The organism is Pseudoxanthomonas sp., from assembly GCF_051953815.1.
Taxonomy (GTDB): domain Bacteria; phylum Pseudomonadota; class Gammaproteobacteria; order Xanthomonadales; family Xanthomonadaceae; genus Pseudoxanthomonas_A.
In genome coordinates this window covers 20,360-45,686 of record NZ_JBQCIJ010000047.1, presented here as the reverse complement: position 1 = coordinate 45,686, position 25,327 = coordinate 20,360, and the positions used below count along the sequence as shown (strand labels likewise).

Sequence of the window (25,327 nt, the reverse complement as noted above, 5' to 3'; positions counted from 1 at the left end):
ACCGCCCATGCAAGGCGGCAATGGCAGGAACGCAAGACGGACAGCCCCGCGAGGGGAACCCCCAGGACAGCGCCCCGGCAGTCCCGCCCTCCCGTTTTTCCCGCGTTTTCCGCTCGCTCGCCGCCGCCGTCGGGATCGGAATACTGGTCCTGGTCGCCTCCTGGCTCGGCATCCTGAGCCGCCCCGAGCATCAACTCGCCGCCTTCTGGCCGACCAACGCGCTGCTGCTGGGGGTGTTCGCGCGCCGGCCGTCGCTGGCGACCCCGCTGGGCTGGCTGGCCGCGGCCGCCGGCTACCTGGGCGCCGACCTGCTCACCGGCGGCGGCCTGTCCGCGACCCTGCGCCTGACCGGCGCCAACCTGGCCGGGGTGGCGGTGGGCTGCCTGCTGTTCCAACGCTTCCGCCGCGAGGATCTGGGCCTGCAGCGCGCGCAGTCGATGCTGCGGGTGCTGATGGTGTGCGCCGGCGCGGCCCTGGCCGCGGCCCTGTCCGGTTGCCTGATCGCCCGCTCGGTGATCGGCGCCGACCTGCTCCAGGCCATCGGCATCTGGTTCTCGGCCGAACTGGTCAGCTACGTGGCGCTGGTCCCGGTGGTCCTGCTGCTGCCCTCCCCGCGCACGCTGGGCCAGGTCTGGCGCGAGCCGCTGGCCCGCTTCCTGCACGAACCGGGGCACCGGCTGCCGGCGCTGGCGCTGCTGGCGACGGTGCTGCTGGGCGTGGCGGTCGGCGGGCCGGGCGCGATCGCCTTCCCGGTGCCGGCGCTGTTGTGGTGCGCGCTGAGCTATCGCCTGTTCACCACCGCCACCGCGACCGCGCTGCTGTGCGTGTGGACCCTGGTCGGCATCGCCAATGGCTGGATCGACCTGCACGTGCAGGACGACATGGCGGCGATCGTGTCCATGCGCATCGGCATGGCGCTGGTCGCGGTGGCGCCGCTGACCGTTGCCGGCGCCAACACCGCCCGCAACCGCCTGCTGAGCGCGCTCAATCACGCCGCCAACCATGACGCGCTGACCCAGGCGCTGAGCCGCGGCGCGTTCGAGCGCCGTGGCCAGGCCGCGCTCGAACGGGTCCGCGCACAGGGCGGCGCGGTCGCCGTGCTGATGGTGGACCTGGATCACTTCAAGGCGATCAACGATCGCCATGGGCACGCCGCCGGCGACGCCGTGCTGGTGGCCTTCGCCGGGCGCGCGCGCCGGCTGCTGCGCGAAGGCGATCTGCTGGGCCGGTTCGGCGGCGAGGAATTCGCCATCCTGATGCCCGGCGTCGGCGAACGCGACGCGCGGCAGCTGGCGGATCAGCTGCTGCGGGTTTGCGCGCAACCCTTCGAACTGGATGACGGCCGCCGCCTGGACATCACCGTCAGCATCGGCCTGGCGATGCAACCGCCGCTGGTCGAAGACGAACCGCTCGAGCAGTTGCTCAAGCACGCCGACCACGCGCTGTACCAGGCCAAGTTCAACGGCCGCAACCGGGTGGAACGGGCGGTGCTGCCGGTCGCCTAGAACCCGGACGGTTCCCGATCCGGGACGGCTTCGGAATCAGATCGCCCGTTAACCGTGCCGATGTGTTGATCCAGAAAAGCCAGCAGACGGGTGTAGAACTCCCTTCGATGCGCCTCGACGAAGAACCCGTGGCCCTCATTCTCGTAGTAGAGGCTCTGCACGGGCACGTTTGCCGATCTGAGTGCCTTCTCCATCATTTCCGAATGGATCAGGGGTGCCCGTTCGTCGCGCCCTCCCGCCGCCAGGAACACGGGTACCTTGATGCGTTCCGCCAAGCGGGTCGGCGACAGGCCCGTCAATGTGGCCCGATCACCAACCCAGTCTGCCAGGAACAATCTCCCCTGCCGGCTTCGACGGACATCGCCTTCGAAATAGAGCGTGGGCAGATCGTAGACACCGACATATCCGATCGCGCAGCGGTACAGATCCGGCTCCTTGGCGACTCCCATCAGTGCAGCATATGCGCCGTAGCTGGCGCCATAGATGCACATGCGATCCGGTGCCGCGATCCCCTCCTTTACCGCCCATCGCGTGGCATCGGTGAGATCATCCTGCATGACGCCGCCCCATTCACCCGCGCCGGCGCGTTGGAAATCAGCGCCATAGTTGCCCGAGCCGCGAAAATTCACCTGGAGTACCGTGTATCCGGCGGCGGCCAGCAACTGGCTCTCCGGCGAATAGGCCCATTCATCGTAGATGCCGTAGGGGCCTCCGTGAGGAACGACGACAAGCGGCCCGGCGCCCTCGTCCGCTCCGAGTGGCCGAGTCAGGAAAGCGCGCAAGGGCGTTCCATCCCTGGTTTTTATCAGGTACGGCACCATGCGTGCCATCCGCGCGACTTCGATATCGCTACGACGGCTAGCCACATGCTCCGCCGTCATTCGCTCTGCGTCGAACAGGTAGAAATCGCCGGGCTGCCTGTCGCTGCTGACCTTCACCAGGGCCAGCCTTCCGTCCCGTGTCGCCGAAGTTATCTCGACTGAATCGCCAGGGAAGGCCGCTTCCAGTTGCCGGAAGAACCTGGCCTCCGGCGTAGCTTCATCGAAGAATACGGTGCGTTGCCGCTCGTCTGTGTAGCGCACGCCAATGGCCGTCCGGGTACCCGGACGGAACAAGATCTCGTGGGGATCGTTGCGAGAGTCCAGAGCCACGACATGCCTCTGGCCCGTGACCGGATCCCAAGATTCGATAGCATCGGGACCGGACGCCCTCGAGATCTGGAAATAGGCCAAGCGATCATCCGCGGAGAAACCAACCGGAACGACAGTTTCGCCGCCGGTGCCGCCTAGTTTGACCGGCTCCCAAGGACCTTGGGCTCGGCGATAGAAGACCTTGGTGAGGTTGTCGCGATCCTGTCCGAATGCGAAACGCACCTCGCCGACGTTGTCGGTGACGAATGCTGCCCCGGCAAGCGGCGCGCGGACGACCAGTTCACGCTTTCCGTCGTGCACGTTCAACCATTCAGCGCGGGGATGAGGCTCACGCAGTTGAGGTAGCACCAATACAAGAACATGGTTTCCATCGCCACGTCCGATCGGATCCGCCATCAGCAGCCAGTCAACGCGAAAATTCGTCCCCCGCAGCCCGGCGCCTTTGCCACGCAAGTTCAGCCCGCTGAGCAGGGTGCGGTCGGTGCCATCCGCATTGAGGGCGAACAGCGCGCCTGTCGGTTGCGGCTCGTCAAGATCTCCATATCGCGACACGACGTCGTAGACAAGCCTTTCCGGCCCGATCCACCAGACGTTGCGCACATGCACGTCGTCGCGGATGGGTTCCCTCGTCACGATCGCATTGTCGGATCGCCGCAACACGATCAGCTGGGTGCTGCGCTCCAGCGGAACCGTGGCCGCATAGTAGTCGCCGTCCGGCGAGATAACGATGTCCTGGAACTTGTCCCGTGCGATGAACCGGTCAATTCCATCGTTCGCGGCGGCGCCGGTCCGCCAGATCCCCAGCAATGCCGCAAACAGCAGCACGCGTATCGCCACCGTATCCCAGCCCATTCTTTCCCCGGTCCCGTTGTCCGCCTGTCCGCTCAGTCCCAGCCCGGCATCTGGCTGCCGTCCAGGCCACCGGTCTCGAACACCGCCTTGCGGGTCCCGCCGGCCTTCACCGGGAATTCGATCTCCATCACCTTGGTCTTGCGCGCGAGTTTCCACAGCGCCTTCTGGTCGGTGATGAACATGGCGATGGCCTCGTCGGTGTCCGGCCGCCACGCATCCATCGCGCGCGCGGCCGCGCCGTCGGCGGTCACCTTGACCTTGCAGCCGCCCGGGCAACGGAAGTCGCTGGCCTGCAGGACCAGGTAGCTGCTGCGCTCCCACTCGGGATGATCACGGAAGATCAACTGCACCGGCTTGGCGCCGCTGCCGTCCACGTCCACCGGATCCTTGCTGTGGATGGCGGCGGTGCGCTGGGTGCCGCCGTCGGTCGCGATCTGCGCGTAGTCCCACAGCGCCTGCAGGCGGCGCTCCTCGCGCGCGCCTTCGGCCTTGGCCTTCACGTCCTCCAGCAGGGGTTTTATCCGCGCGGCGGCCCGGGTGTCCGGATACTGGTCCAGCAGGGCGACGCCGTGGATGCGCGCCATGTCCCAGTCGCGCGACGCCTGCGCGGCGTCGAACTTGCCGGCCAGCTGGTTGGCGGATTCCTCGTTGGCGGCGGCCTGCGCCTGCGCGGCGGCGCGCTGCTCGGCCTCGCGGTCGCCGCAGGCGGACAGGGCCAGGACGCCGGCCAGAACGGGAACGATCAGGATGCGTTTCATCGGGGGACTCCGTTGCGTATCAGATAGTCGACGGCGGCGGCGACCTCGTCGGGACGCTCCACGATGGACATGTGGCCACAGTCGGACAGCCGCACTTTAACCGCCTGCGGGATGCGTTCGCCGTAAAGCTCCAGCGCGCTGGGATCGATCACGCGATCCTCGGCGCACCACAGCAGCAGCGTTGGTTGCTCGATGTGTCCGGCCGCCTGGCCGGGCAGGAAGGCTTCCGGGCCGCGGCCGATGCGATCCAGCACCGCCTGCTCGAATGGCGCCTGCGCGCGGCGCCAGTCGACGAGGGCGCGCGAGGCCGGCCAGGGAATCACCGGCCGGGCTTCCTCGCGATGGAACACGGTATCGAGGTATCGCTTGAGCGAAGCCTCGTCGCGCACGGCGAAGGGATTGTGGCCGGCCAGCACCTGCTCGCCGAACACGTTGTCGCGGAAGCGCACGCCGGCCGCGTCGATCAGGCCGACACGATCGACCAGATCCGGACGATCCGCCGCGGTCAGCGCGACGATGCCGCCGCCCATCGAATGCCCGAGCAGCACCAGCGGACTGCCGGGACGGCGCGCGACGCGGGCGATGAACTCGGCCACGCGCCGGTTCTGCGCGTCGAAGCCGTAATCCTCTCCGGGTTTGCGTTCGCTCGCGCCCCAGCCCGGCAGATCGGGAATCACCACCCGGTACTGGCCCGCCAGGCGTTCGGCCAGCGGATACCAGTTCTCCTTGCTGCCGGTGAAGCCATGGATCATCACCAGCGTCGGCGCCGCCGGATCCCTCGCCGCGCGCTCGACATAGGCCCAGCGATGCCCGGCCACCTCGGCCTCGTGCAGGGACAATCCGGCCGACCAGCGCTGCCGCGCGAACTCCGCACGCACCAACAGCATCGGATCGCGCCACACCCACAGCGCCAGCGCGCAAACGAAAACGGCCGCCAGGACGGCGACCGTTTTCCAGGAGACGCGCCAGCGACGCATCGCTTACTTGCTTTCGCCCGTCTTGGCCTTGGCCAGCAGGGCCTCGACCGACGCGGTGGTGATCGGGTGGTAACCCGGCTTGGCGCGGGCGAAGCTCTCTTCCGCGAATGCCAGCCCGTCCGGGGTTTTCACCAGTTCCTCGTAGATCGGCATGATCAGCTTGCGGCGACCGACGCGCTCGATGAACTTGCCCAGTTCCGGACGCGCGTCCAGGTAGCCGCTGCGCACGGTGAGCGGATACCAGCGCATCGCGATCTCGCCGTTCTGGGTGCCGGTGAAGTGATAGGCCTTGTCCAGCTGCGCCAGCTGCTCGACGCTCAGCTTCTCGCCCATGCCGTCGATGAAGCTCACCCACTGCTGGGTGACCCAGCCGGAGGTGACCTGCTGATTCGGCAGCTGGCCGCTGCCCTGCCAGGCGATCCGCGCGGTGTCGGTGCTGGAGAAGCCGCGCGACTGCGCCTTGGCGGCGAACTTGGGAATGCCCGGCTCGTTGAGCCACGCGTTGAGTTCGGCCTCGGTCACCGCGTTCGGATTCTTCGGCAGCAGGTTCTTCTTCAGGTAGTCGACGAACTGATCGGTGGTCGCGCTCTGGAAAGCGTGATCATCGAACCAGCCGCGCAGGAACGGATCGAAGGTGGCGCGACCGAAGCGCTCTTCCAGGAACTTCAGGAACCACGCGCCCTTGACGTAGGCGACCTGGCTCAGCGAATCGTCCGGATCCCGGTCGGTCAGCGGCGGCAGCGCCAGCGCCTGGTCGGCCGGGGACATGTTCTTCACTTCATCCAGCAGCTCGGTCTGATCGATCTGGCGTTCCATCTCGGCCAGTTCCTTGCCGTACAGCGCCTCGGTGATGCGGTCCTGCACGTAGGTGGTGAAGCCTTCGTTGAGCCAGATGTCCTTCCAGCTGGCGTTGGTCACCAGGTTGCCGGACCAGCTGTGCGCCAGTTCGTGGGCGATCAGCGAGACCAGCGACTTGTCGCCGACGATCACGGTCGGGGTGGCGAAGGTCAGGCGCGGATTCTCCATGCCACCGAACGGGAACGACGGCGGCAGCACCAGCATGTCGTAGCGTTCCCAGCGGTACGGGCCGTACAGCGATTCGGCCACGCCGATCATCTTCTCGGTGTCCTCGAACTCCTTGGTGGCCTTTTCGACCATCGAAGGTTCGGCCCACACGCCGCTGCGGTTGGAGATGGGCTTGAACACCAGATCGCCGGCGGCGATGGCCAGCAGGTACGACGGAATCGGCTGCGGCATCTTGAAGCTGTAGTCGCCGTCGCGCGCGGCGGCCGGATCGTTGTCCGCGCTCATCAGCACCATCACGTCCGGGCGCGAGGTCACGTGCGCGCTGTAGGTGAAGCGCACGCTCGGCGTGTCCTGCAGCGGGACCCAGCTGCGCGCGTGGATGGCTTGCGACTGGCTGAACATGAAGGGCAGCTGCTTGCCTTCGGTCATCGAAGGTTCCAGCCATTGCAGGCCGGACGCCTGCGGCGAGGTCTTGTAGGTGATGCGCACGTGCGCGTTCTGCGCCGGCGCCTCGATGGTCAGCTTGCTGCCGAAAATCTTGTCGGCCTGCGCCAGGTTGAACTGCAGCGGCGCCCAGGCGCCGGCCGCGTCCTGGCCTTCGACCTTCTCGACGCTCAGATCGCGGGTGTCCAGCACCAGTTGCCTGGCGGCCTTGTCCTTCCATTCCAGCGTGTAGCTGGCGGTGCCGGCCAGTTGCTTGTGGTCGAAATCGACCGCCAGATCCAGGGCGAGATCCTTGATGGCGACCTTGCCCGGTTCGGCATAGGAGCTTTCATCGTGACTGCGTTCGGTCTTCACGGCGGTCGGGGCGGACTTGGCGGCGGGGGCCTCGGGAGCGGGGGTGGATTCTTTGGAGCAGCCGGCCGCCAGCACGGCGGCGCAGGACAGGGTCAACAGTACGGCGCGCATCAGGGGTTCCTGCGTCAGGGAAGCGCGCAGTTTACCTGCCCGCCGCCGGGATGCCTTGGTGCGGCGCAGCTTGGGGTGGCTCCAGAGGCGGATTCGCCTTCAATCCCCCTTTTTCGCTTTCAACCACCGAATGGCGGGCCAAGGGGAGGAAAAGCATGACTTTCACTTCCAGATGTACCGCCGCCTGGTCAGCCCCCTTTGCAAAAAGGGGCGGGCACCCGCGCCAGCGGGTGACGGGGGATTGATCAGCCATTCGGCTGTTGAGGAGCGCTTGCTCTTCGCGCGGAACCTGGCTCCCCCTTCCATGAAGAAGGAGGACCGCCTTACACCCGATATCCCGTATGCACGGCCACGATGCCGGCGCTGAGATTCTTGTAGCTGGCGCGGGCGAAGCCGGCCTCGTCCATCATCGCCTTCAGCTGTTCCTGCGGCGGATGCTTGCGGATGCTCTCGGCCAGGTACTGGTAGCTGCCGGCATCCCGGGCGAACAGCTGGCCCAGCTTCGGCAGCACCTTGAACGAATGGAAGTCGTACACCGGCTTGAACCACTCGGCGGTGACTTCCGAGAATTCCAGCACGCGCGCCTGGCCGCCGACCTTCAGCACCCGGTGCATCTCGCGCAGCGCCGCGTCCTTGTCGGTGACGTTGCGCAGGCCGAAAGCGATGGTCACCAGGTCGAAGCTCTGGTCGGGGAACGGCAGCGCCTCGGCGTTGCACTGGACGTAATCCAGCCCGGACACCAGTCCGCGATCGGTCATGCGGTCACGCCCCACCGACAACATGCCGGCGTTGATGTCGCCGAGCACGATCTCGCCGGTCTCGCCGACCCGATCCTTGAGCAGCGCGGCGATGTCGCCGGTGCCGCCGGCCAGATCCAGCACGCGGTCGCCGCGCTTGACCTGGCAGGTGCCGACGAAATAGCGCTTCCAGACCCGATGGATGCCCAGGCTCATCAGGTCGTTCATCAGGTCGTACTTGCCGGCGACCGAGGTGAAGACTTCGCCCACCAGCTTCTGCTTGTCGCGCGCGGCGACGTCGCGGAAACCGAAGTGGGTGGTGCCGGATTGGTAGGGGGATTCGCTCATGGGACGGATTATCGCACCGTCGGGGGGATCTTGCCGGCGCGGCCGTGGGACAATACCGTGGTGAGAACGCCATTCGTCTTCCAGAGGATGCCGACCCGCCCGTGAGCAGCCGCTACGCCCCCCGTGAATGGCTGCCGCACGAGCGCCCCACCTTTCCCGGGTCGCCCTCCACTCCGCTGCACCCGCTCCGCCGCCGCATCCAGTTCGCCATCGTCGGCGTGGTGGTCGCCCTGACCGGCGGCCTGAGCAACGCCCTGGTCACCGCCAACCTGCTGAACCTGCAGGGCACCCTGGGCGCCTACGCCTGGGAAATGGCCTGGCTGCCGGCCGCCTACGTGATGACCAACGTCTCGGCCAACCTGCTGCTGGTCAAGTTCCGCCAGCAGTACGGCCTGCGCCTGTTCACCGAGATTTTCCTGGTCCTGTACGCGCTGATCGCCTTCGCCCACCTGTTCGTGAACGATCTGGGCTCGGCGATCGCGGTGCGCGCGGCGCATGGGCTGGTCGGCGCGGCGCTGAGCACGCTGGGCCTGTACTACATGATCCAGGCGTTCCCGGCGCGGATGCGCCTCAAGGCGGTGGTGATCGGACTGGGCCTGAGCCAGTTGGCGCTGCCGCTGGCGCGCATCTTCTCCACCGACCTGTTGCAGTACGGCGAGTGGCGCGGCCTGTACCTGTTCGAACTGGGACTGGCGATCGTGGCGCTGGCCTGCGTGCTGGTGCTCAAGCTGCCACCGAGCGATCGCAGCAAGGTGTTCGAGAAGCTGGACTTCCTGACCTTCACCCTGTTCGCCGCCGGCGCGGCGTGCCTGGCCTCGGTGCTGTCGCTGGGCCGCTACCTGTGGTGGACCGAAAGCCCGTGGCTGGGCGCGACCCTGGCGATGGCGATCGTGCTGCTGGTGAGTTCGGTGGCGATCGAGCATTACCGGAAGAATCCGCTGATCAACACCCGCTGGCTGGCCAGCGGCACGATGGCGCGGCTGGCGCTGTCGATCCTGCTGATCCGCATCGTGCTTTCCGAACAGAGCGTCGGCGCGGTGGGTTTCATGCAGAACCTGGGGCTCAACAACGACCAGCTGCACACGCTGTACCTGTGGGTGCTGATCGGCTGCGTGGCCGGCATCGCGGTGAGCGCGCTGCTCATCCGCCCGCAGCACACCGCCCAGCACCTGATGTTCGCAGTGCTGCTGATCGCCACCGGCGCGTTCATGGATGCGCATTCGAACAACCTCACCCGCCCCGCGCAGATGTATGTCAGCCAGTTCCTGCTGGCCTTCGGCAGCACCTTCTTCATCGGCCCGGCGATGATCAGCGGCATCGGCGCGATCCTCGCCCAGCCGGGCAACCTGATCAGTTTCGTGGTGCTGTTCGGCATGACCCAGAACATGGGCGGCCTGCTCGGCTCGGCGCTGCTGGGCACCTTCCAGGTGGTGCGCGAGAAGTTCCATGCCAGCCAGCTGGCCGAACACGTCACCCTGCTGGATCCGCAGGTGGCCGCGCGGATCCAGGGCACGGTCGCCGGCTACGCGCACAACATCGGCGATCCGGCGCTGCGCAACGCCCAGGGCATGCGTGCGCTCGGCGCGACCGTCACCCGCGAAGCCAATGTGCTGGCGTACAACGACGTGTTCCTGGTGGTCGCCTGGCTGGCGATCTTCACCCTGCTCTGGATCTACGCGGATCTGTGGTGGCGGCGCTTGAATCCGCCCGCACCCGCCGCGCCGCCCGCCGCCCCCCTTCCTTCCCCACGACCGACGCAAGCATGAACACAGCCGCCTCCGCTCCTCCCGACGCCGAACCGGCGGCCCGCCAGGCCGCGCGCCGCCGTCGCCGCCTGCTGGGCCTGTCCGGGTTCGCGCTGCTCGCCCTGCTGGGGGTGGGCGTGGTGCTCTACGCCTGGCAGCTGCCGCCTTTCACCAGTGCGCTCCAGACCACCGAGAACGCGATGGTGCGCGGGCAGACCACGTTGATCAGCCCGCAGGTCAGCGGTTACGTCACCCAGGTGCCGGTGCAGGATTTCCAGCGCGTGCGCAAGGGCGCGCTGCTGGTGGCGATCGATGACCGCATCTACCGCCAGCAGCTGGATCAGGCGCGCGCGCAGTTGCAGGCCGCCGAGGCCAATCTCGCCAACTGGATCCAGCAGCACCGCAGCGCCGAGGCCAACGTCGCCCAGAGCCGCGCGGTGATCGCCAGCAACGCGGCGCAGGAACAGCGTACCCGCTCGGCGCTGCGTCGCGCCGATCAACTCGCACACGACCGGCTGATCTCCGAGCAGGATCGCGACACCGCGTTCGCCGCCAACGCGCAGGCCGCGGCCAACCTCAACCAGTCCCGCGCCGGCCTGGAAGTCGCACGCCAGGGCGTGCGCAGCGTCGACGTCAACCATGCCGCGCTGGAAGCGGCGGTGGCCGGCGCGCGGGCGGCGGTGCAACTGGCGCAGATCAACTACGACAACACCCGCATCCTCGCGCCGCGCGATGGCCAGCTCGGCCAGGTCAGCGTGCGCCAGGGCGCCTATGTCACCAACGGCACCCAGTTGATGGCGCTGGTCCCGGACACGATGTGGGTGATCGCCAATTTCAAGGAAACCCAGATGGCGCAGGTGCGGCTGGGCCAGCCGGCCAGCTTCACCGTGGATGCGCTTGGCGGGGAACGCCTGCGCGGACGGGTGCTGGAAATCTCGCCGGCGACCGGCTCGGAGTTCAGCGTGCTGCCGCCGGACAACGCCACCGGCAACTACGTGAAGATCGCCCAGCGCATTCCGGTCAAGATCGCGATCGATTCCGGACAGGCCGCCGCGGCCCGGCTGCGGCCGGGCATGTCGGTGGTGGTCAGCGTGGACACCGCCGCCAGGTCCCGCTGAGCGGGGTCGACGGCGTCAACGGGGTCAACGGATCCGGCGGCGATCGCGGAACGGCGCGCGGCGCTGCAGTTGCGGTCGCGGACCGGCCTTGATCGCGCCGGTGGCGACCGGCGTGGCCGCGTTGGCCGGCGGCGTGCCCACCCGCGGCGGCAACGGCCCGCCCGTGACCCGGCCACCCGCGGTCAGCGTGACCAGGAAGCCGCGCGCGGTCATGCCATCCACGCGCAGCTGGTAGGCGCCGTTCGGCGAGGACCAGGTCTCGCCGACCTTGAACATCGAGCCCTCGTTGTTGGCCACGTTCGCCGGTGGCAGATCGGCATCCTCGCTGTAGGCGACACCGCCCTGCACCCGATGCACGATCACCGCGGTGCCAGCCAGCGAACCTTCGTAACTGCCGGTGCGATTGCGCGCCTCCAGCGTGTAGGAGACGGTGCGCGCCGGGTCCGGCTGCTCCGGGGTGTTCAGCACCACCAGCTGGCTGCCCGTGCCGTCGGCCAGCGCCGCGAACTGCAGTTCGAACTGCCAGCTGCCGCTGAGATCGGCGGTCACCACCCACTTGCGCGCCGGCGCCACCCAACCCAGCCGATCGCGCTGGATCATGTTGATGTGCTTGGGCCGGGTGCCGTACACGTTGTCGTAGACCGCGTTGCGCCAACCGTCGCTCATCACGTCCCACGGATTGTCGTAGGTGTCGTCGTCGCCATCGGAGTTGTTCGAGTGCGGCAGTCCGTAGCCGTGGCCCATCTCGTGCGCCAGCGGCGCCAGGTTGGCGAACGCCCACGGCGGATTCCAGGTCGCCCGCGGACAACGGCGCGCGCCGTCCATCACCGCGCATGCGCCGCCGCCCCAGGCGTAACCGTCCAGATCGCCGTTGAACATCATGTTGATGCCCTGCGCGCCGGTGAAATCGACCTGGGCATCCGCCGCGGCGACGCAATCCTGGAACAGGCTGTCCAGATTCGCGTTGTCCTTGCCATCCGTCGTGGTCACGTAGCCGGATCGCGGCTTCGGCAGCGTGAACCAGCCATAGGCCGAACTGCCCGTCAGGTTGATCTGGCCATAGGAGACTTCGCTCCAGTAGTGACCCAACTGGCCGACCGCGGTGCCGTACTGGCTGGTGAAGAAAGCCTGGTCCTTCTGCTCGGTGGCGATGTCGGAAAACTTGCACATCAGGGTCACCCAGCGAGTGTTGCCCATCACCGCCGCCGCCGCGGACACCTGCTTGCCGCCCAGCGCCGGCGCCGCCTCGGCGAGCCGGTCCACGGGCACGATCGCGTCGGCGAAGCGTTCCTGGGCGCCGACGCGCGCCTGCGCCGGCAGCGACACCGCGACCCGGCGGTTGGCCAGCGCGTAGAGATCCACCGCCGCGCGCTTGGCCTGCTCCGGCTCCAGCGGAATGCTGCGCCCGTCGTCGGTCAGCAGCGTCGCGCGCAAGCGCGCCGGACGCGGCTTCTGCTGGCGCGCGACCGGCGCGGGATCGCCCCAGTGCAGGGCCAGCCGTCCCTGGACGATGGTGCTGTCGGACGCCTGCGCGCGCGCCTCCCCCGCTCCCAGCGCGCCGCCGATCACGGCGAGACAGGCGAACCACAGGGTGCGCCACGGCGACAGTCGATTCCGATCCAGCATGCTTCCCCCCTTTGCACCGGGCGTGCCCGGCCACGGCCAGACCGGCAGGCCCCCCCTGCCCGGTCGGAGCCCGGAGCATGGCAGTATCGAGCCTTGTCCGCCACCGGGAATCCCTCATGTCCATCGACTACCGCGCCCTGCTCGAAACCGCCATCGCCGAGGCGCGCCAGGGGCTGGCCGAAGGCGGCATCCCCATCGGCGCGGCGCTTTACCACGACGACGGCCGCCTGCTCGGCTGCGGCCACAACCGCCGCATCCAGGAAAACGACCCTTCCGTGCACGGCGAGACCGATGCCTTCCGCAAGGCCGGGCGGCAGCGCCGCTACCGGGACACGATCATGGTCACCACCCTGGCGCCATGCTGGTACTGCAGCGGGCTGGTGCGCCAGTTCAACATCGGTACGGTGGTGGTCGGCGAATCGGTGAACTTCCGCGGCGGCATCGATTGGTTGCGCGACAGCGGCGTCAACGTCGTCGACCTGCAGAGCGAGGAATGCATCGCCCTGCTCGGCGACTACATCCGCGCCAATCCCGAAGTCTGGAACGAGGACATCGGCGAGGATTGAATTCCCCGCGGCGGCGCGTTGCGGCCGTTTGCGCATTCCGGACATCTGATTCCCGGAGCCTCCTCCAGGAATCCCCATGCCCGCTCTCCGTCCCCGGCCCACGCCGCCGCTGTCCCGCCTGGCGACTCGCATCGGCCTGCTCATGTGTCTGCCGGCGCTGCTGGTGGCCGGTTCCGCCCGGGCCGGCGCGTCGCCCGAAGCCATCCGGCAGTTGCTGGACAGCTACGCGCAGAACCGCCAGTTCAACGGGGTGGTGCTGGTCGCCCGTGACGGCGACGTCCTGCAACGCGTCGCCTACGGCCAGGCCGATCACGACTGGGATACACCCAACACGACGGACACGCGCTTCCGCGTCGGCTCGCTGACCAAACCGTTCACCGCCACCCTGGTCATGCAACTGGTGCAGGAAGGCAGACTGCGACTGGAGGGGCGGCTCGGCGACTACCTGCCGGATCTGTATGGCGACACGCCGGCCGCAGACATCACGCTCGCGCAGTTGCTCAGCCATACCTCCGGCCTGCGCGACACGCCGGGCAACTACGATGATCCATGGTGGCGCACCGAGGCGCGCCGTGCTTATGCACCGGACGCTTTCGCGCGCGCCTGGATCCCCGCCACCCTGGATGGGCCGCCTGGCCGTGCGTTCCGGTACATCAACAACGGATATTTCCTGCTCGGCCTGATCATCGAGCGCGTGACCGGCCAACGCTATGAGGTGAATCTGGCGGAACGGATCCTGACGCCCGCCGGCATGGGTTCCAGTGGCCTGTGCCAGGCCGATGCCCGGGTGCCGCGACTGGCGCGCGGATATGAAACCCGAGCCGATGGCCAGCGCATCCCGGCGAGATACATCGATCCCTCGGTCTCCTACGCGGCCGCGGGCCTGTACGCCACCGTGGATGATCTTTACCGTTTCGATCGCGCGTTGCGGAGTGACCGGTTGCTGGGAGCGCCGGCGCGCAAGGCGATGTGGACCGCCCGCCAGCAAGGCTACGGCTATGGCTGGAACATCGAATCCTGGCCCCTGGCCGAAGGCGGTCGCGCGGAAGTGATGCTGCATACCGGCAGTGTGCCGGGCTATCAGAGCGTGCTGCTGCGCAGCGAACACGGGCAGGCTTTCGTCGTCATCCTCGACAACGACTGGCGAGGCGAACTGGTGATGACCATGGGCAAGGATCTGATGGAGGTCCTGCTCGGCAAGCCGGTGACGCTGGCGAAGAAGAGCCTGGCGGATCGACTGGTGCCCATCGCCCTGGCGCAGGGCAACCCGGCCATGGTCGCGGCCTATGCGAACCTGGGTGACGAACGGCGGGACTACGACACCGGCGAACGGGCGCTCAACGCGCTGGGCTATCGCCTGTTGCGGTTGCAGCGATCCGCTGAAGCAATCAGCGTCTTCGAATGGAACGTCAAGGCCCATCCGGAATCATCGAACGTGCACGACAGCCTGGGCGAGGCCTATCGTGCCGCGGGCCGCACCGCCGATGCCGTTGCCAGCTATCGGCGATCGCTGGCGCGGGATCCGGGCAATGCCAACGCGGCCAAAGCCCTGCGTGAACTGGGCGCGCCTTGAGTCACCCGGCCGGCGCGACCGCCTGGATCATCCAGCGATGCAACTGCTCGTGGTGGCTGCGCCAGCCATCGCCATCGAACAGCATGAACCAGCCCAGTTGCAGGCGGCTGCGGCCGGTGTCGTTGCGCGACACCAGGGCCAGCCGGCGGTGCGGATCCACCAGCAGGAACTGGCCGCCCCAGCCATCGGCCCACGCCGTGCCCGCATCGCTGTCGATCCACCACAGGTAGCCGTAGTGGTCGAACGGCGGTTGATCGGGCGCTTCGGACCAGGCGCGCGTGCTTTCCTCCACCCATGCGGCGGGAATGATCGGCTGGCCGCGCCAGCGCCCGCCGTCGGCGTACAGCATGCCGAAGCGCGCCAGATCCGCGGCCGACATGAAGATCACGAACTGGCGATGCTGCGAATGGCGGGCCTGTTCGTAGATCACGTGTTCCGGCTTGAACGTGGTCATGCCGGTTGGGCGGGCGATCCATTCATACAGCGCCTGGCCGATGCTCAGGCCGGTGCGCCGCTCGAAAATCACCCCCAGCACGTTGAAGTCCCAGTTGTTGTAGTAGAAATGCTCGCCGTGCCGGTGTGAGCCGCGGCGCGGACGTCCGTCCTTCATCGCCTGCACCTCGCCCGCCGCCTCCAGGTAGATGCCGGATCGCGACATCAGCAGATCCCGCACGGTGGCCTGCTTCTCGGCGGCGGTCAGCGGCACCACCGCGTCGTCGATGCCCAGCTCGGCCAGGGTCTGGTCCAGCCGCAGATATCCCTTGGCGATGGCGATCCCGTACAACGCGCTGAGCAGGCTCTTGCGCACCGAATGGGTGTTGATGGGCAGGTCCGCTTCTCCCCACGCCATCAACTGCCGTCCCTCGTGCAGTGCGACGAAGGCATCGAACCGGGTCTCGTGGACCAGGAACGCATGCGCCTGCGCCAGCGCGCCCGGATCGACCACGCGGGCGGGCGGCAGGGAAGTGGCGAAGGCGTTGCGCTCGCCGGTGCGGAACGGCGGAAGGGCGGCCACGGCGACGGCCAGCGACAGGCAGGCGGACAGGCCGATGACAACGGCCTTCCAGGGTCGGATCTTCATCGACGGGACTCCCGAATGGACGCTGGCAGTCTCGCGGTCCCCGCGCCGGCCGGACAGATGAAGGAAGCCACCGACCGCGGTGACGAAAGTCATCGGTTGCGTCATGCGCCTTGTATCGGCGCCGGCGCGACGCGAAGCTAGCGCGCATGGTCCAGACCTCCACCCTCCGCAATCCCGCGCTGGCCGTGGCCGGCCTGCTGGCCTGGGCCGCGGTCGGCCTGGAGTTGTGGATGCGCCCGGTGGTGGCCAGCACCTTCCTGGCCGATCCGGCCGCCGCCACCGCGCTGGTGCGCGCGCTGCACCTGTTGTTCGGCGTCCTGCAACTGGTGTTCCTGTGCCTGCGCCTGTCGCCGCAGGCGCGCCTGGCCGTGGCCGCGCTGCTGGTGCTGGACGCCCTGCTGCTAGTGGCGTCGTATCGCTACAACTCGGCCGCGGCGCTGCTGGTGGTGCCGATGGTGGAATTCGCCTACCTCCTGGGCGTGCCCGCGCTGGCAGCGGTCTTCGTCGCGGTGAACCTGGCCCTGCTGGGCGTGGTGCTGGCCTTCCGCGGCATGGACGCGCCTTACACCCACGTCGGCCTGCACGCGAGCCTGCAACTGTTCGCGATTCTTCTGGTGCGTTCGATGCAGAGCGCCGAACGCGCGCGCGCCGCCCTGGCCCAGACCCACGCCGAACTGCTCGCCACCCGCGGCCTGCTGTCGGAGGCCGCGCGCGGCCAGGAACGCCTGCGCCTGTCACGCGAACTGCACGACGTGGCCGGCCACAAGCTCACCGCGTTGCGCCTGAACCTGGCCGCGCTTGGCCACAACCGGCGACTCGACGTGACCGAGACCGTGGCGCTGTGCAGTCGCCTCACCGAGGAACTGCTGGACGATCTGCGCGGCGTGGTGCATCAACTGCGCCTGCATGATGGTCTGGAACTGGGCCCCACCCTGGCGCGGATGGCGTCGCCGTTCCCGCGCCCGGAAGTGCATCTGGAAGTGGAGGCCGAAACGCGCGTGCGCACGTTCGAACAGGCCGACGCCATCCTGCGCGCCTTCCAGGAAGGCCTGACCAACGCCGCGCGCCATGGCGAAGCCAACCACCTGTGGGCCAGACTGTACCGGTGCGACGGTCATCTGGTGCTGGAACTGCGCGACGACGGCCACGGCATCGACGCCGACACCCCGCCCGGACACGGGCTGGGCGGCATGCGCGAGCGCCTGCACGCGGTGGGCGGCGCGCTGGCGTTCGGGCCCGCCGAGGGCGGCGGTTTCCTGCTGCGCGCGAGCGTGCCGGTATGAACGCCTCCCCGCCCATCCGCATCGCGCTGGCCGACGATCAGGCATTGGTGCTGAGTGGCCTGAAGGCGCTGCTGGGCGGCTTCGAGCAGTTCGCCGTCGTCGCCGAGGCCACCGACGGCGAGGGCCTGCTGGCGGCGCTGGACGGCAAATCGGTGGATGTGGTGCTGTGCGACGTGCGCATGCCGGGCCTGGGCGGCCTGGAGGTCTGCGCGCGGCTGCGCCGGCTGCCGGGCGCGCCGCCGGTGATCCTGCTGACCACCTTCGACGATCCCGGCCAGGCGCTGGCGGCGGCGCGCGCCGGCGCGCGCGGCTACCTGCTCAAGGACGCCTCGCCGCTGGAACTGGTGGAAGCGATCGAGGACGTCGCCACCGGCCGGCAGGCGATCGCGCCGGTGGCCACCGACGCCATCCGCGAGCGCTACACCTACCGCGATCGCATACCGCCATCGGGCCAGTTCAGCCAGCGCGAAATCGACATCCTGCGCCTGCTGGCCGGCGGCTACACCAACCGCGAAATCGGCCAGGTCATCCACGTCACCGAGGGCACGGTGAAGAACTACCTCACCGAGATCTTCGAAAAACTCGGTGCCCGCGATCGCACCCGCGCCGTGCTCAAGGCGATCACGCTGCGGATCATCTGAGCCGATCGCACCCGGTCATCCGGGCGACCCGAAACGCAGACCCGGCCTGAACAATCGGCGTGCCATAGTCCGCTTCCCACCGGCGCCCCCCTCCGGTGCCAACGACGGTACCCACCTCATTCAATCAAGGGAGTCGGCTCATGAGCACACCCACCCTCGTCCTGGTCCACGGCTTCTGGGGCGGCGCGGCGCACTGGCGGAACGTCATCCTCGAACTCGCCCGCAAGGGCCATGACCGCATCCGCGCGGTCGAACTTCCGCTCACCTCGCTCGCCGACGACGCCGAGCGCACCCGCAAGATGGTCGCCCAGCAATCCGGTCCGGTGCTGCTGGTCGGTCATTCCTACGGCGGCGCGGTGATCACCGAGGCCGGCGATCAACCGAACGTGGTCGGCCTGGTCTATATCGCCGCCTTCGCCCCGGACGCCGGCGAAAGCCCCGGCGGCATCAGCCAGGCGCATCCGCCCGCCGCCATTGCCAACCTCGCGCCGGACAGCGACGGCTACCTGTGGATCCAGTACGACAAGTTCCGCGAAAGCTTCTGCCAGGACCTGGACGCCGACGACGCCCTGGTCATGGCCACCACCCAGAAAGCGCCGCTGGCGAGCACCTTCGGCGATACCGTCACCGCGCCGGCGTGGAAGAAGAAGCCCAGCTGGTACCAGTTGTCGACCCAGGACCGCATGATCCATCCGGACAACCAGAAGCGCATGGCCGAGCGGATGAATCCGCGCACGCTGCTGGCGCTGGACGCCAGCCACGCCTCGCTGGCCTCGCAGGCCGCGGCGGTGGTGGGATTGATCGACGAGGCGGCGCGGACGAGCGGCTAGCAACGCGGCGCCATGGGCATCAGGCCGGCTTCATCACCATCAGCCAGAAAATGGCGAGTACGCTGATGAATGCCGGCCAGCCGAGCCAGAACCACCAGCGCATGGTCCGGTGGTAGGCCACCGGCAAAGGCGCGTCCGTCTCCACCGCCTGCCGCGCGAGGTTGCGCGCACGCACCTGCAACCACAGCACCGGCAACCAGCAGGCGCCGACCACGAAGAACAGCACCAGCGCGGTCTTCACCCAGAACACCGTCAACGGCAGCCCCAGGAGATGCACCAGCCACAGGCCGGTGCCGAACTGCACCACCACCGCGGGCGCGGTGAACAGGCCGTCGGCGATCACCACGCAGCGCGCGGTCGCCGCAATCGTCCTCGCGTCGCCGCGCAGGTGCGCCATCCACATGAAGAACGCGATGCCCAGGCCGGTCCCGAACAGCAGGGTCGACGCCAGGATGTGGATCCATTTCACCCAGAGATAGAGCATTTTCTTCAGCGCTTGTCGGTCATGACCCAGAGCATGCCCAGCGCGGGCAGCAACACGAGATTCTTGGCGAGCCCGCCCAGCGGATCCAGCCACGCGCGCGGCAGCCCGATGCCCAGGCTTGCGGTGTAAGCGAACACCAACGCGATCATCGCGGCCACCGCCGCCCGCGGTCGCCAGCCACTGAGCAGCCAGAGGCCCAGCGCCGCGTCCAGCGCGCCGCCCAGGCGCGCCAGCGGCACCGGCTGCCAGGAGGCCAGCGGCGTCCCGGCCGCCATTGCCTCGATCGTGGAAGCGGGCGTGCTCCAGCCCGCCCAGGCGGAGATCAGCCACAGCGTCGCCACCGCCCACTTCAAGGCGGGCGCGAGGAAGTACAACTGCGCCTGCCAGCGGTCCTGGACCTGGCTGGGTTGTCGCGCAAGCGCCTGCTCCAGCGACTGTGGCGCGACGCCGAACGCGGCCCGCAGCCGGTCCCCGGCATCCGCAGCGGTGACGTTGCCGCGCCGGAGCATGCGCCACATCGTCCCCCCCAGCGGTCCGCGCCCGGTCCATTCGCTCACCGCGACCGTCAGCGACGCCAGCCAATGCGGCACGTGCCGGGTGCGTCCGGCGGGCAATCCCAGCCAGCGTCGCCATTGCCGCTGATAGGTTTCCAGCGTGATTGGCGCCGGGCCGCCCACCTCGAACAATCCCGCCGCGCCGGAGTCGAGCGCGCGCGCGACCAGATCGCCCAGATCCTCCACCGCCACCGGCTGGATTGGCCACTGGCCGTGTCCCGGCAACCAGGGCCCGCCCGGCATCGCCGCCAGCGCGCGCAGCAGTGAAGTACCGCCATAGGAACCCGCGGTCGCGTAGACCACCGAGGGGCGCAGCACCACCGCCCTCAGCGGCAACGCCAGCAGGGCTTCGTCGAACCGGTGCTTCGACGCGATGAATCCGCCATCGGCCGGTTCACCCAGGGCGGAGACCTGGATGAAGGCGGATACGTCCGCCGCCACGCACGCCTCCGCCAATGCCAGCGGAGCCGCATGGTGGATGACGTCGAATCGCTGCGTACGCGTTTCGCGCAGGATGCCCGCCAGATTGACCACCGCATCCACGCCATCGAGCAACGGCGTCCAGGCATCGACCGAGGTCATCCGGCCCAGATCGCAATCACGCTCGTCGGCCGCCGGCGGCCGCCCCTGCAGGCGTGCCGCGCGGATCACCCGCCATCCCCGGCGTCGCAGCGCCGCGATCACGTGGCCGGCGAGGAAACCGTTCGCCCCCACCACCAGCGCAGTCCGTTCCCGCGTTGCGCCCCCGTCGATCCTCTCCACCCGCTTACCTCGCCGTCGCCAGCGTCGCAGGCTAGCAGAAGGCCACGTTGGCCGACGGTCCGCGTGTCCTCCCAACAAAAAAGGGCAACGCCGAAGCGCTGCCCTCTGCTTTCCGCGCCGGCTCGACCGAGCCGCGGGTTTTACAGGATGTACCGGCTCAGATCCGGATCCTGCACCAGTTCGCCCAGGTGCGAATCCACGTAGGCGCGGTCGATGGACACGGCCTGGCCGTCGCGATCGGGCGCCTCGTAGCTCAGCGTGTCGAGCAGGCGTTCCAGCACGGTGTGCAGCCGGCGCGCGCCGATGTTTTCCTGGCGCTCGTTGACCTGCGCGGCGATCTCGGCGAGGCGGTCGACCGCGTCGTCGCTGAAATCCAGCGCCACGCCCTCGGTCCGCATCAGTTCCACGTACTGCTTGGTCAGCGCCGCCTTGGGCTCGGTCAGGATGCGGATGAAATCCTGCTTGGACAGCGCCGACAGTTCCACCCGGATCGGGAAGCGGCCCTGCAGTTCCGGAATCAGGTCGCTGGGCTTGGCCAGGTGGAACGCGCCGGAGGCGATGAACAGGATGTGGTCGGTCTTGACCGTGCCGTACTTGGTGCTGACGTTGGAGCCTTCCACCAGCGGCAGCAGATCACGCTGCACGCCCTCGCGGCTGACGTCGCCGCCGCCGATGTTGTCGCCGCGCTTGGCGACCTTGTCGATCTCGTCGATGAAGACGATGCCGTTCTGTTCGCAGGCCTCGATGGCGGCGGTGCGGATGTCGTCCTCGTTGACCAGCTTGGCGGCTTCCTCCTCGATCAGCTGCGGGCGCGCAGCCTTGATGGTGACGGTGCGCTTGTGGGTCTTGGCGCCGCCCAGGTTGGAGAACATCTGGCGCAGCTGCTGGCCCATTTCCTCCATGCCCGGCGGAGTCATGATGTCCACGCCGACGTTGGCGGACAGCTCCAGCTCAATCTCGCGATCGTCCAGCTCGCCGTTGCGCAGCATCTTGCGGAACTTGATGCGGGTGTCGTTGTCCTGCGCCGACGGCTCGTGGCGCGCGGCTTCCGGATCGAAACCCACGCCGACGCTGCGGCGCGGCAGCAGCGCGTCCAGGATGCGGTCCTCGGCGCGTTCCTCGGCCTGGGTGCGCACCCGCACCTTGGCCTGCTCGCGGTACATCTTGACCGCGGTGTCGGTGAGGTCGCGGATGATCTGTTCCACGTCCTTGCCGACGTAGCCCACCTCGGTGAAGCGGGTCGCCTCGACCTTGACGAACGGCGCGTTCGCCAGCGTCGCCAGACGGCGCGCGATCTCGGTCTTGCCGACGCCGGTGGGACCGATCAGCAGGATGTTCTTGGGCATCACCTCGTTGCGCAGCGCCTCGGGCAACTGCATGCGCCGCCAGCGGTTGCGCAGGGCGATGGCGACCGCGCGCTTGGCCGCGTGCTGGCCGACGATGTGCCGATCCAGTTCCTGCACGATTTCGCGCGGGGTCATGGTGGAGTTGTTTTCAGTCATGGTACGGGGGTCGGAAATGGGAAAGGAGGATCGGTCGATGGATACGCGGGTCACGGGTGGGGAAGAATCGCCTTCAACGATTCCCGATTCCCCATTCCCGAGTCACAGCTCTTCGACCACCACGTTGCGGTTGGTATAGATGCAGATATCGCCGGCGATGTTCAGCGCCTCGACCGCGATCGACTTGGCGTCCAGCTGGGTATGCGCCAGCAGCGCGCGCGCGGCGGACAGCGCATAGGAACCGCCCGAACCGATCGCGATGATGCCGTCCTCCGGCTCGATGACGTCGCCGGTGCCGCTGATGATCAACGAAGTTTCCTTGTCGGCCACCGCCAGCAACGCTTCCAGCTTGCCCAGGCGGCGCTCGGTACGCCAATCCTTGGCCAGTTCGACGGCGGCGCGCTGCAACTGGCCATGCTTCTCCAGCTTGGCCTCGAACAGTTCGAACAGGGTGAAGGCATCGGCGGCGGCGCCGGCGAAACCGGCCAGCACCTGGCCGTCGCGGCCAAGCCGGCGCACCTTGCGCGCATTGCCTTTCATGACGGTATGCCCCAGCGTCACCTGCCCGTCGCCGGCCACGGCGACATGCCCGTCGCGGCGGACCGAGATGATGGTGGTGGCGTGGAACACATTGGGATTCTGGCTGGGGTCCATGGAGGCCTCCGGGGGGTTCCCCCAGAGGTGGGGACGCCCAGGGGTGGATCAAGCGTGACTTTTGGGGAGGGGTTCAAGGCTGTTCCGCTCGACCTTGCTCGACCTACTCAACCCTGAATCCCGATCATTCCCAGGTGCCTTGAACCGTCAGGTTCACCATCAACGCGCGTAGCGACAGGAGATATCCACAACTGTCCGACTCGACCCGAACACGAAAACCAGCTGGGGGAAGCCGCCTCCACGTTGGCCGAGCGGTATCGGGCTGGTGAAGAAATAACCCCATCTGTTTTTGGATGCATCAATGACATCCGGCTCGCCCAACGCGCCTCTCACTTTCTCCTGGTTCAATCCAATGAGCGATCTGATGCCAGAGGGACATTCGGCCTTCGTCGCTGTCGCCATGGGCAGCGCGCGCAATTCATGAAGTTGCGCGGCAAGCGACTCGATAAGGGATGCGGCCGTGGCGGCCATCCCGGGAACAATCGCCACCAGCAACAACATTGTTCCAAGAGAACGAATGCCTATACCGTGCATGCAACCACTGACACTCCGATTGCGTTGAGCTCCCAACCATCTGAGCGGGCTATGTCGTTTCATCTTCTGAGCATTTTTGCGTCGACTCCTCCAACGAGGTTCCATCACCAACATCCCGTGGCTCACCCAACCGCCCTATTCGGACGCAATATCGTCACTCATGGCAAACAGGCCAATTCGATGACGGATACCCTTCCTGCCCGCTGGCTGAACTTCAGCCAGCAGCCATCGCCGTAGACGTAGCCGATCTGTCCACCTTCGACTGTTTCAGTGGTCAACGCGGTTCCGTAGATGTCCTGCACTTTCGCGTATGACATGCCGGGGCATGCACCGTTTGATGTACAGAACCGAGCATCCACGCTGCTCAGGCCACCAACTCCCTGCTCGTCAAGACGGACGACAAGGCCGCGATAGGACAGCGTGACGGGCAAATAGTCACCCTCCCTTTCTTCTCGTTTCATGGGCGGTCCCAGGCGTCGTACTACCGAGTGTTCTGATTCACCGAGTGAAATTCCACCCAACGCCAATACGTCATCGATACCCGGGTTCGTCGTGAGCAGCCCAATCAGAAGGAGATGCTTCACGATCAAGATTCCGACTCCATGGTCAAATCTTTGAGCTCTGGGTCGACCTCACCCCATTGGGTCTCCTGGGTGAAGTGGAGCTCGCAGCCCTGCTGCTTCGCAGCAGCCAGTATTTGCTGTAGCCAGCGGCGCTTTGACCATTCCCGTTGTGCAGGAGCGTACAGCGAGCCCCTGGCCGGATCCCATTGAATCTCCATGGCCTCGCGATATATGTAGGGAAACGAGTGAGTTGCCGGCACTACGTGCAGGCAGCCATCCTCGTCGATATCGACCCGATTTATCTTGTCCGTTTTCATTGGACTCCATCCCTCGTCTTGCCACGCATGGGTGGCGGTTTTCCGTGCAGAACAAAGGAGCAGCGCGATCCAGACTCTACCGCTTGCGCTTCGCCCTCGGATGCGCCGCGTCGTAGACCTTGGCCAGATGCTGGAAATCCAGGTGGGTGTAGATCTGGGTGGTGGCGATGTCGGCGTGGCCGAGCAGTTCCTGCACGCCGCGCAGGTCGCCGGAGGATTCCAGGATGTGGCTGGCGAAGCTGTGCCGCAGCATGTGCGGATGCACGTGCTTGAACAAGCCCTGGCGCTGCGCCAGTTGCTTGAGCCGGATCTGCACGGCGCGCTGGGAGATCGGGCCGCCGCCGCGACCGGGAAACACATGCGCCTCGTTGGCGCCGCCCTGCTCGGCACGCCAGGCCCCCAGCGCGTTGCGCGCGTGCGAGCCGACCGGCACCTTGCGTTGCTTGCTGCCCTTGCCGAGCACGGTGACGAAGCCGGACGCGAAATCCAGATCGCGCCAACGCAGCGCGCACAGTTCGCTCAGGCGCAGGCCGGAGGAATAGAACAGTTCCAGCAGCGCGCGGTCGCGCAGGCCCAGTGGCACGTCGGTGGGCACCTCCACCAGTCGCGTGGCCTCGTCGGCATCCAGCACCTGCGGCAGCTTGCGCGGCGCCTTGGGCGCGCGCAGCGCGGCGGCCGGGCTGGCGGCGATGCGGCCATGTTTCAGCAGCCATTGGTAGAAACTGCGGCAGGCCGATAGGCGGCGTTGCAGGCTCTTGGGCGACAGGCCACGGCGGTGTTCGCTGGCGACGAAGCTGCGCAGTTGTTCGGTCTGCAGGACGACCACGGCGGCGCCCTGCTCCGTCGCCCAGGCCGCGAGCGCGGTCAGGTCGCGGCGATAGGCGTCCAGCGTATGCGCGGACATGCGCCGTTCGACCTGCAGATGCGCGAGGAATTCGTCGATGGCGCTCAGGGGCTCATCGCGATCGGCGTCGCCCGGGCGAGCCGCCGGCGCGGGTGCGATATCCGACTTGTGTTGACGGGACCTGCTCATCGATGACCGCGCTTGCGTCCTGCGCAATGGATTCCAGCATACGCTGGAACGACGGGGTGAGATACGCCGCGCGAATCTCGCCCCGCCCCATGAATTCCAACGTCGTCATCCCGGCGGATGCCGGAATCCATCGGGCTTTTACCCTCGTGCCCCATCCACGCGGAACCGGCCGAACATGGATTCCAGCTTGCGCCGGAA

23 protein-coding genes are annotated in these 25,327 nt (G+C 67.6%); 8 read left to right on the top strand and 15 right to left on the bottom strand.

Features of this window, described 5'->3' with window-relative positions; translation table 11 throughout:
• Positions 1-20: 20 nt before the first annotated feature.
• Positions 21-1,505 (top strand): diguanylate cyclase, encoded by a 1,485-nt coding sequence (locus ACTHN1_RS15260; protein WP_440471789.1) that lies wholly within the window; start codon positions 21-23, stop codon positions 1,503-1,505.
• On the opposite strand, the gene ACTHN1_RS15255 is transcribed toward ACTHN1_RS15260, so the two are convergent.
• The 5 genes from ACTHN1_RS15255 to ubiE form a co-directional block, all read right to left on the bottom strand.
• Positions 1,502-3,508 carry an alpha/beta hydrolase family protein gene (locus tag ACTHN1_RS15255; protein WP_440471788.1) on the bottom strand — a complete coding sequence of 669 codons (2,007 nt, stop codon included), beginning with the start codon at positions 3,506-3,508 and terminating at the stop codon, positions 1,502-1,504. The two genes, ACTHN1_RS15260 and ACTHN1_RS15255, sit on opposite strands and share 4 nt — an antisense overlap.
• 32 nt (positions 3,509-3,540) lie before the next feature.
• Entirely contained in the window at positions 3,541-4,266 is a 726-nt protein-coding gene (locus ACTHN1_RS15250; RefSeq protein WP_440471787.1) for a hypothetical protein, read from the bottom strand.
• A complete protein-coding gene (locus tag ACTHN1_RS15245) occupies positions 4,263-5,243 on the bottom strand; it encodes an alpha/beta fold hydrolase (protein WP_440471786.1) in 981 nt (326 codons plus the stop codon). Before ACTHN1_RS15245 ends, ACTHN1_RS15250 begins: the two co-directional genes overlap by 4 nt.
• A 3-nt stretch (positions 5,244-5,246) precedes the next feature.
• Positions 5,247-7,178 (bottom strand): M1 family metallopeptidase, encoded by a 1,932-nt coding sequence (locus ACTHN1_RS15240; protein ID WP_440471785.1) that lies wholly within the window; start codon positions 7,176-7,178, stop codon positions 5,247-5,249.
• A 323-nt stretch (positions 7,179-7,501) separates the two neighbouring features.
• Positions 7,502-8,263, bottom strand: coding sequence for a bifunctional demethylmenaquinone methyltransferase/2-methoxy-6-polyprenyl-1,4-benzoquinol methylase UbiE (ubiE, locus tag ACTHN1_RS15235; protein WP_295382321.1), 762 nt, complete (start codon positions 8,261-8,263; stop codon positions 7,502-7,504).
• 101 nt (positions 8,264-8,364) lie between these two features.
• Here ubiE and ACTHN1_RS15230 point away from each other — a divergent pair, with 101 nt between their 5' ends.
• Positions 8,365-10,029, top strand: a complete 1,665-nt coding sequence (locus ACTHN1_RS15230) for an MFS transporter (protein WP_440471784.1) — start codon at positions 8,365-8,367, stop codon at positions 10,027-10,029.
• Positions 10,026-11,126, top strand: coding sequence for an HlyD family secretion protein (locus ACTHN1_RS15225; RefSeq protein ID WP_440471783.1), 1,101 nt, complete (start codon positions 10,026-10,028; stop codon positions 11,124-11,126). The genes ACTHN1_RS15230 and ACTHN1_RS15225 overlap by 4 nt, the downstream gene beginning before the upstream one ends.
• A gap of 24 nt (positions 11,127-11,150) precedes the next feature.
• Here ACTHN1_RS15225 and ACTHN1_RS15220 read toward each other — a convergent pair whose 3' ends face one another.
• A complete protein-coding gene (locus ACTHN1_RS15220) occupies positions 11,151-12,752 on the bottom strand; it encodes a hypothetical protein (RefSeq protein ID WP_440471782.1) in 1,602 nt (533 codons plus the stop codon).
• 116 nt (positions 12,753-12,868) lie between these two features.
• Here ACTHN1_RS15220 and ACTHN1_RS15215 point away from each other — a divergent pair, with 116 nt between their 5' ends.
• Together ACTHN1_RS15215 and ACTHN1_RS15210 are read left to right on the top strand one after the other, a co-directional pair.
• On the top strand, positions 12,869-13,318 hold the full coding sequence (locus ACTHN1_RS15215; RefSeq protein ID WP_440471781.1) for a nucleoside deaminase: 450 nt from the start codon (positions 12,869-12,871) through the stop codon (positions 13,316-13,318).
• 76 nt (positions 13,319-13,394) lie between these two features.
• Positions 13,395-14,891, top strand: coding sequence for a serine hydrolase (locus ACTHN1_RS15210; RefSeq protein ID WP_440471780.1), 1,497 nt, complete (start codon positions 13,395-13,397; stop codon positions 14,889-14,891).
• A gap of 1 nt (position 14,892) precedes the next feature.
• Here ACTHN1_RS15210 and ACTHN1_RS15205 read toward each other — a convergent pair whose 3' ends face one another.
• Complete coding sequence (locus ACTHN1_RS15205) at positions 14,893-15,972, bottom strand: serine hydrolase domain-containing protein (RefSeq protein WP_440471779.1); 1,080 nt, start codon at positions 15,970-15,972, stop codon at positions 14,893-14,895.
• Between the two features lie 146 nt (positions 15,973-16,118).
• Here ACTHN1_RS15205 and ACTHN1_RS15200 point away from each other — a divergent pair, with 146 nt between their 5' ends.
• The 3 genes from ACTHN1_RS15200 to ACTHN1_RS15190 all read left to right on the top strand — a co-directional run bounded on the left by ACTHN1_RS15200 (position 16,119) and on the right by ACTHN1_RS15190 (position 18,726).
• The gene (locus ACTHN1_RS15200; protein WP_440471778.1) at positions 16,119-17,255 is read left to right on the top strand and encodes a sensor histidine kinase; all 1,137 of its coding nucleotides are present in this window, start codon (positions 16,119-16,121) and stop codon (positions 17,253-17,255) included.
• Positions 17,252-17,896, top strand: a complete 645-nt coding sequence (locus tag ACTHN1_RS15195) for a response regulator (protein ID WP_440471777.1) — start codon at positions 17,252-17,254, stop codon at positions 17,894-17,896. Before ACTHN1_RS15200 ends, ACTHN1_RS15195 begins: the two co-directional genes overlap by 4 nt.
• A 140-nt stretch (positions 17,897-18,036) precedes the next feature.
• Positions 18,037-18,726, top strand: a complete 690-nt coding sequence (locus tag ACTHN1_RS15190; RefSeq protein ID WP_440471776.1) for an alpha/beta hydrolase — start codon at positions 18,037-18,039, stop codon at positions 18,724-18,726.
• 19 nt (positions 18,727-18,745) lie between these two features.
• On the opposite strand, the gene ACTHN1_RS15185 is transcribed toward ACTHN1_RS15190, so the two are convergent.
• From ACTHN1_RS15185 to xerC, 8 genes are all read right to left on the bottom strand, one after another.
• Positions 18,746-19,210 (bottom strand): DUF2269 family protein, encoded by a 465-nt coding sequence (locus ACTHN1_RS15185; RefSeq protein ID WP_440471775.1) that lies wholly within the window; start codon positions 19,208-19,210, stop codon positions 18,746-18,748.
• A 5-nt stretch (positions 19,211-19,215) separates the two neighbouring features.
• On the bottom strand, positions 19,216-20,481 hold the full coding sequence (locus ACTHN1_RS15180; RefSeq protein WP_440471774.1) for an SDR family oxidoreductase: 1,266 nt from the start codon (positions 20,479-20,481) through the stop codon (positions 19,216-19,218).
• Positions 20,482-20,666: 185 nt separating this feature from the next.
• Entirely contained in the window at positions 20,667-22,028 is a 1,362-nt protein-coding gene (gene hslU / locus ACTHN1_RS15175; RefSeq protein ID WP_440471773.1) for an ATP-dependent protease ATPase subunit HslU, read from the bottom strand.
• A 102-nt stretch (positions 22,029-22,130) separates the two neighbouring features.
• The gene (gene hslV / locus ACTHN1_RS15170) at positions 22,131-22,682 is read right to left on the bottom strand and encodes an ATP-dependent protease subunit HslV (RefSeq protein WP_141455391.1); all 552 of its coding nucleotides are present in this window, start codon (positions 22,680-22,682) and stop codon (positions 22,131-22,133) included.
• A gap of 159 nt (positions 22,683-22,841) precedes the next feature.
• On the bottom strand, positions 22,842-23,183 hold the full coding sequence (locus tag ACTHN1_RS15165) for a hypothetical protein (RefSeq protein WP_440471772.1): 342 nt from the start codon (positions 23,181-23,183) through the stop codon (positions 22,842-22,844).
• A 191-nt stretch (positions 23,184-23,374) separates the two neighbouring features.
• Entirely contained in the window at positions 23,375-23,800 is a 426-nt protein-coding gene (locus ACTHN1_RS15160) for a hypothetical protein (protein ID WP_440471771.1), read from the bottom strand.
• 2 nt (positions 23,801-23,802) lie between these two features.
• Positions 23,803-24,096 (bottom strand): hypothetical protein, encoded by a 294-nt coding sequence (locus ACTHN1_RS15155; protein WP_440471770.1) that lies wholly within the window; start codon positions 24,094-24,096, stop codon positions 23,803-23,805.
• A 76-nt stretch (positions 24,097-24,172) separates the two neighbouring features.
• The gene (xerC, locus tag ACTHN1_RS15150; protein ID WP_440471769.1) at positions 24,173-25,129 is read right to left on the bottom strand and encodes a tyrosine recombinase XerC; all 957 of its coding nucleotides are present in this window, start codon (positions 25,127-25,129) and stop codon (positions 24,173-24,175) included.
• Positions 25,130-25,327 lie beyond the last annotated feature (198 nt).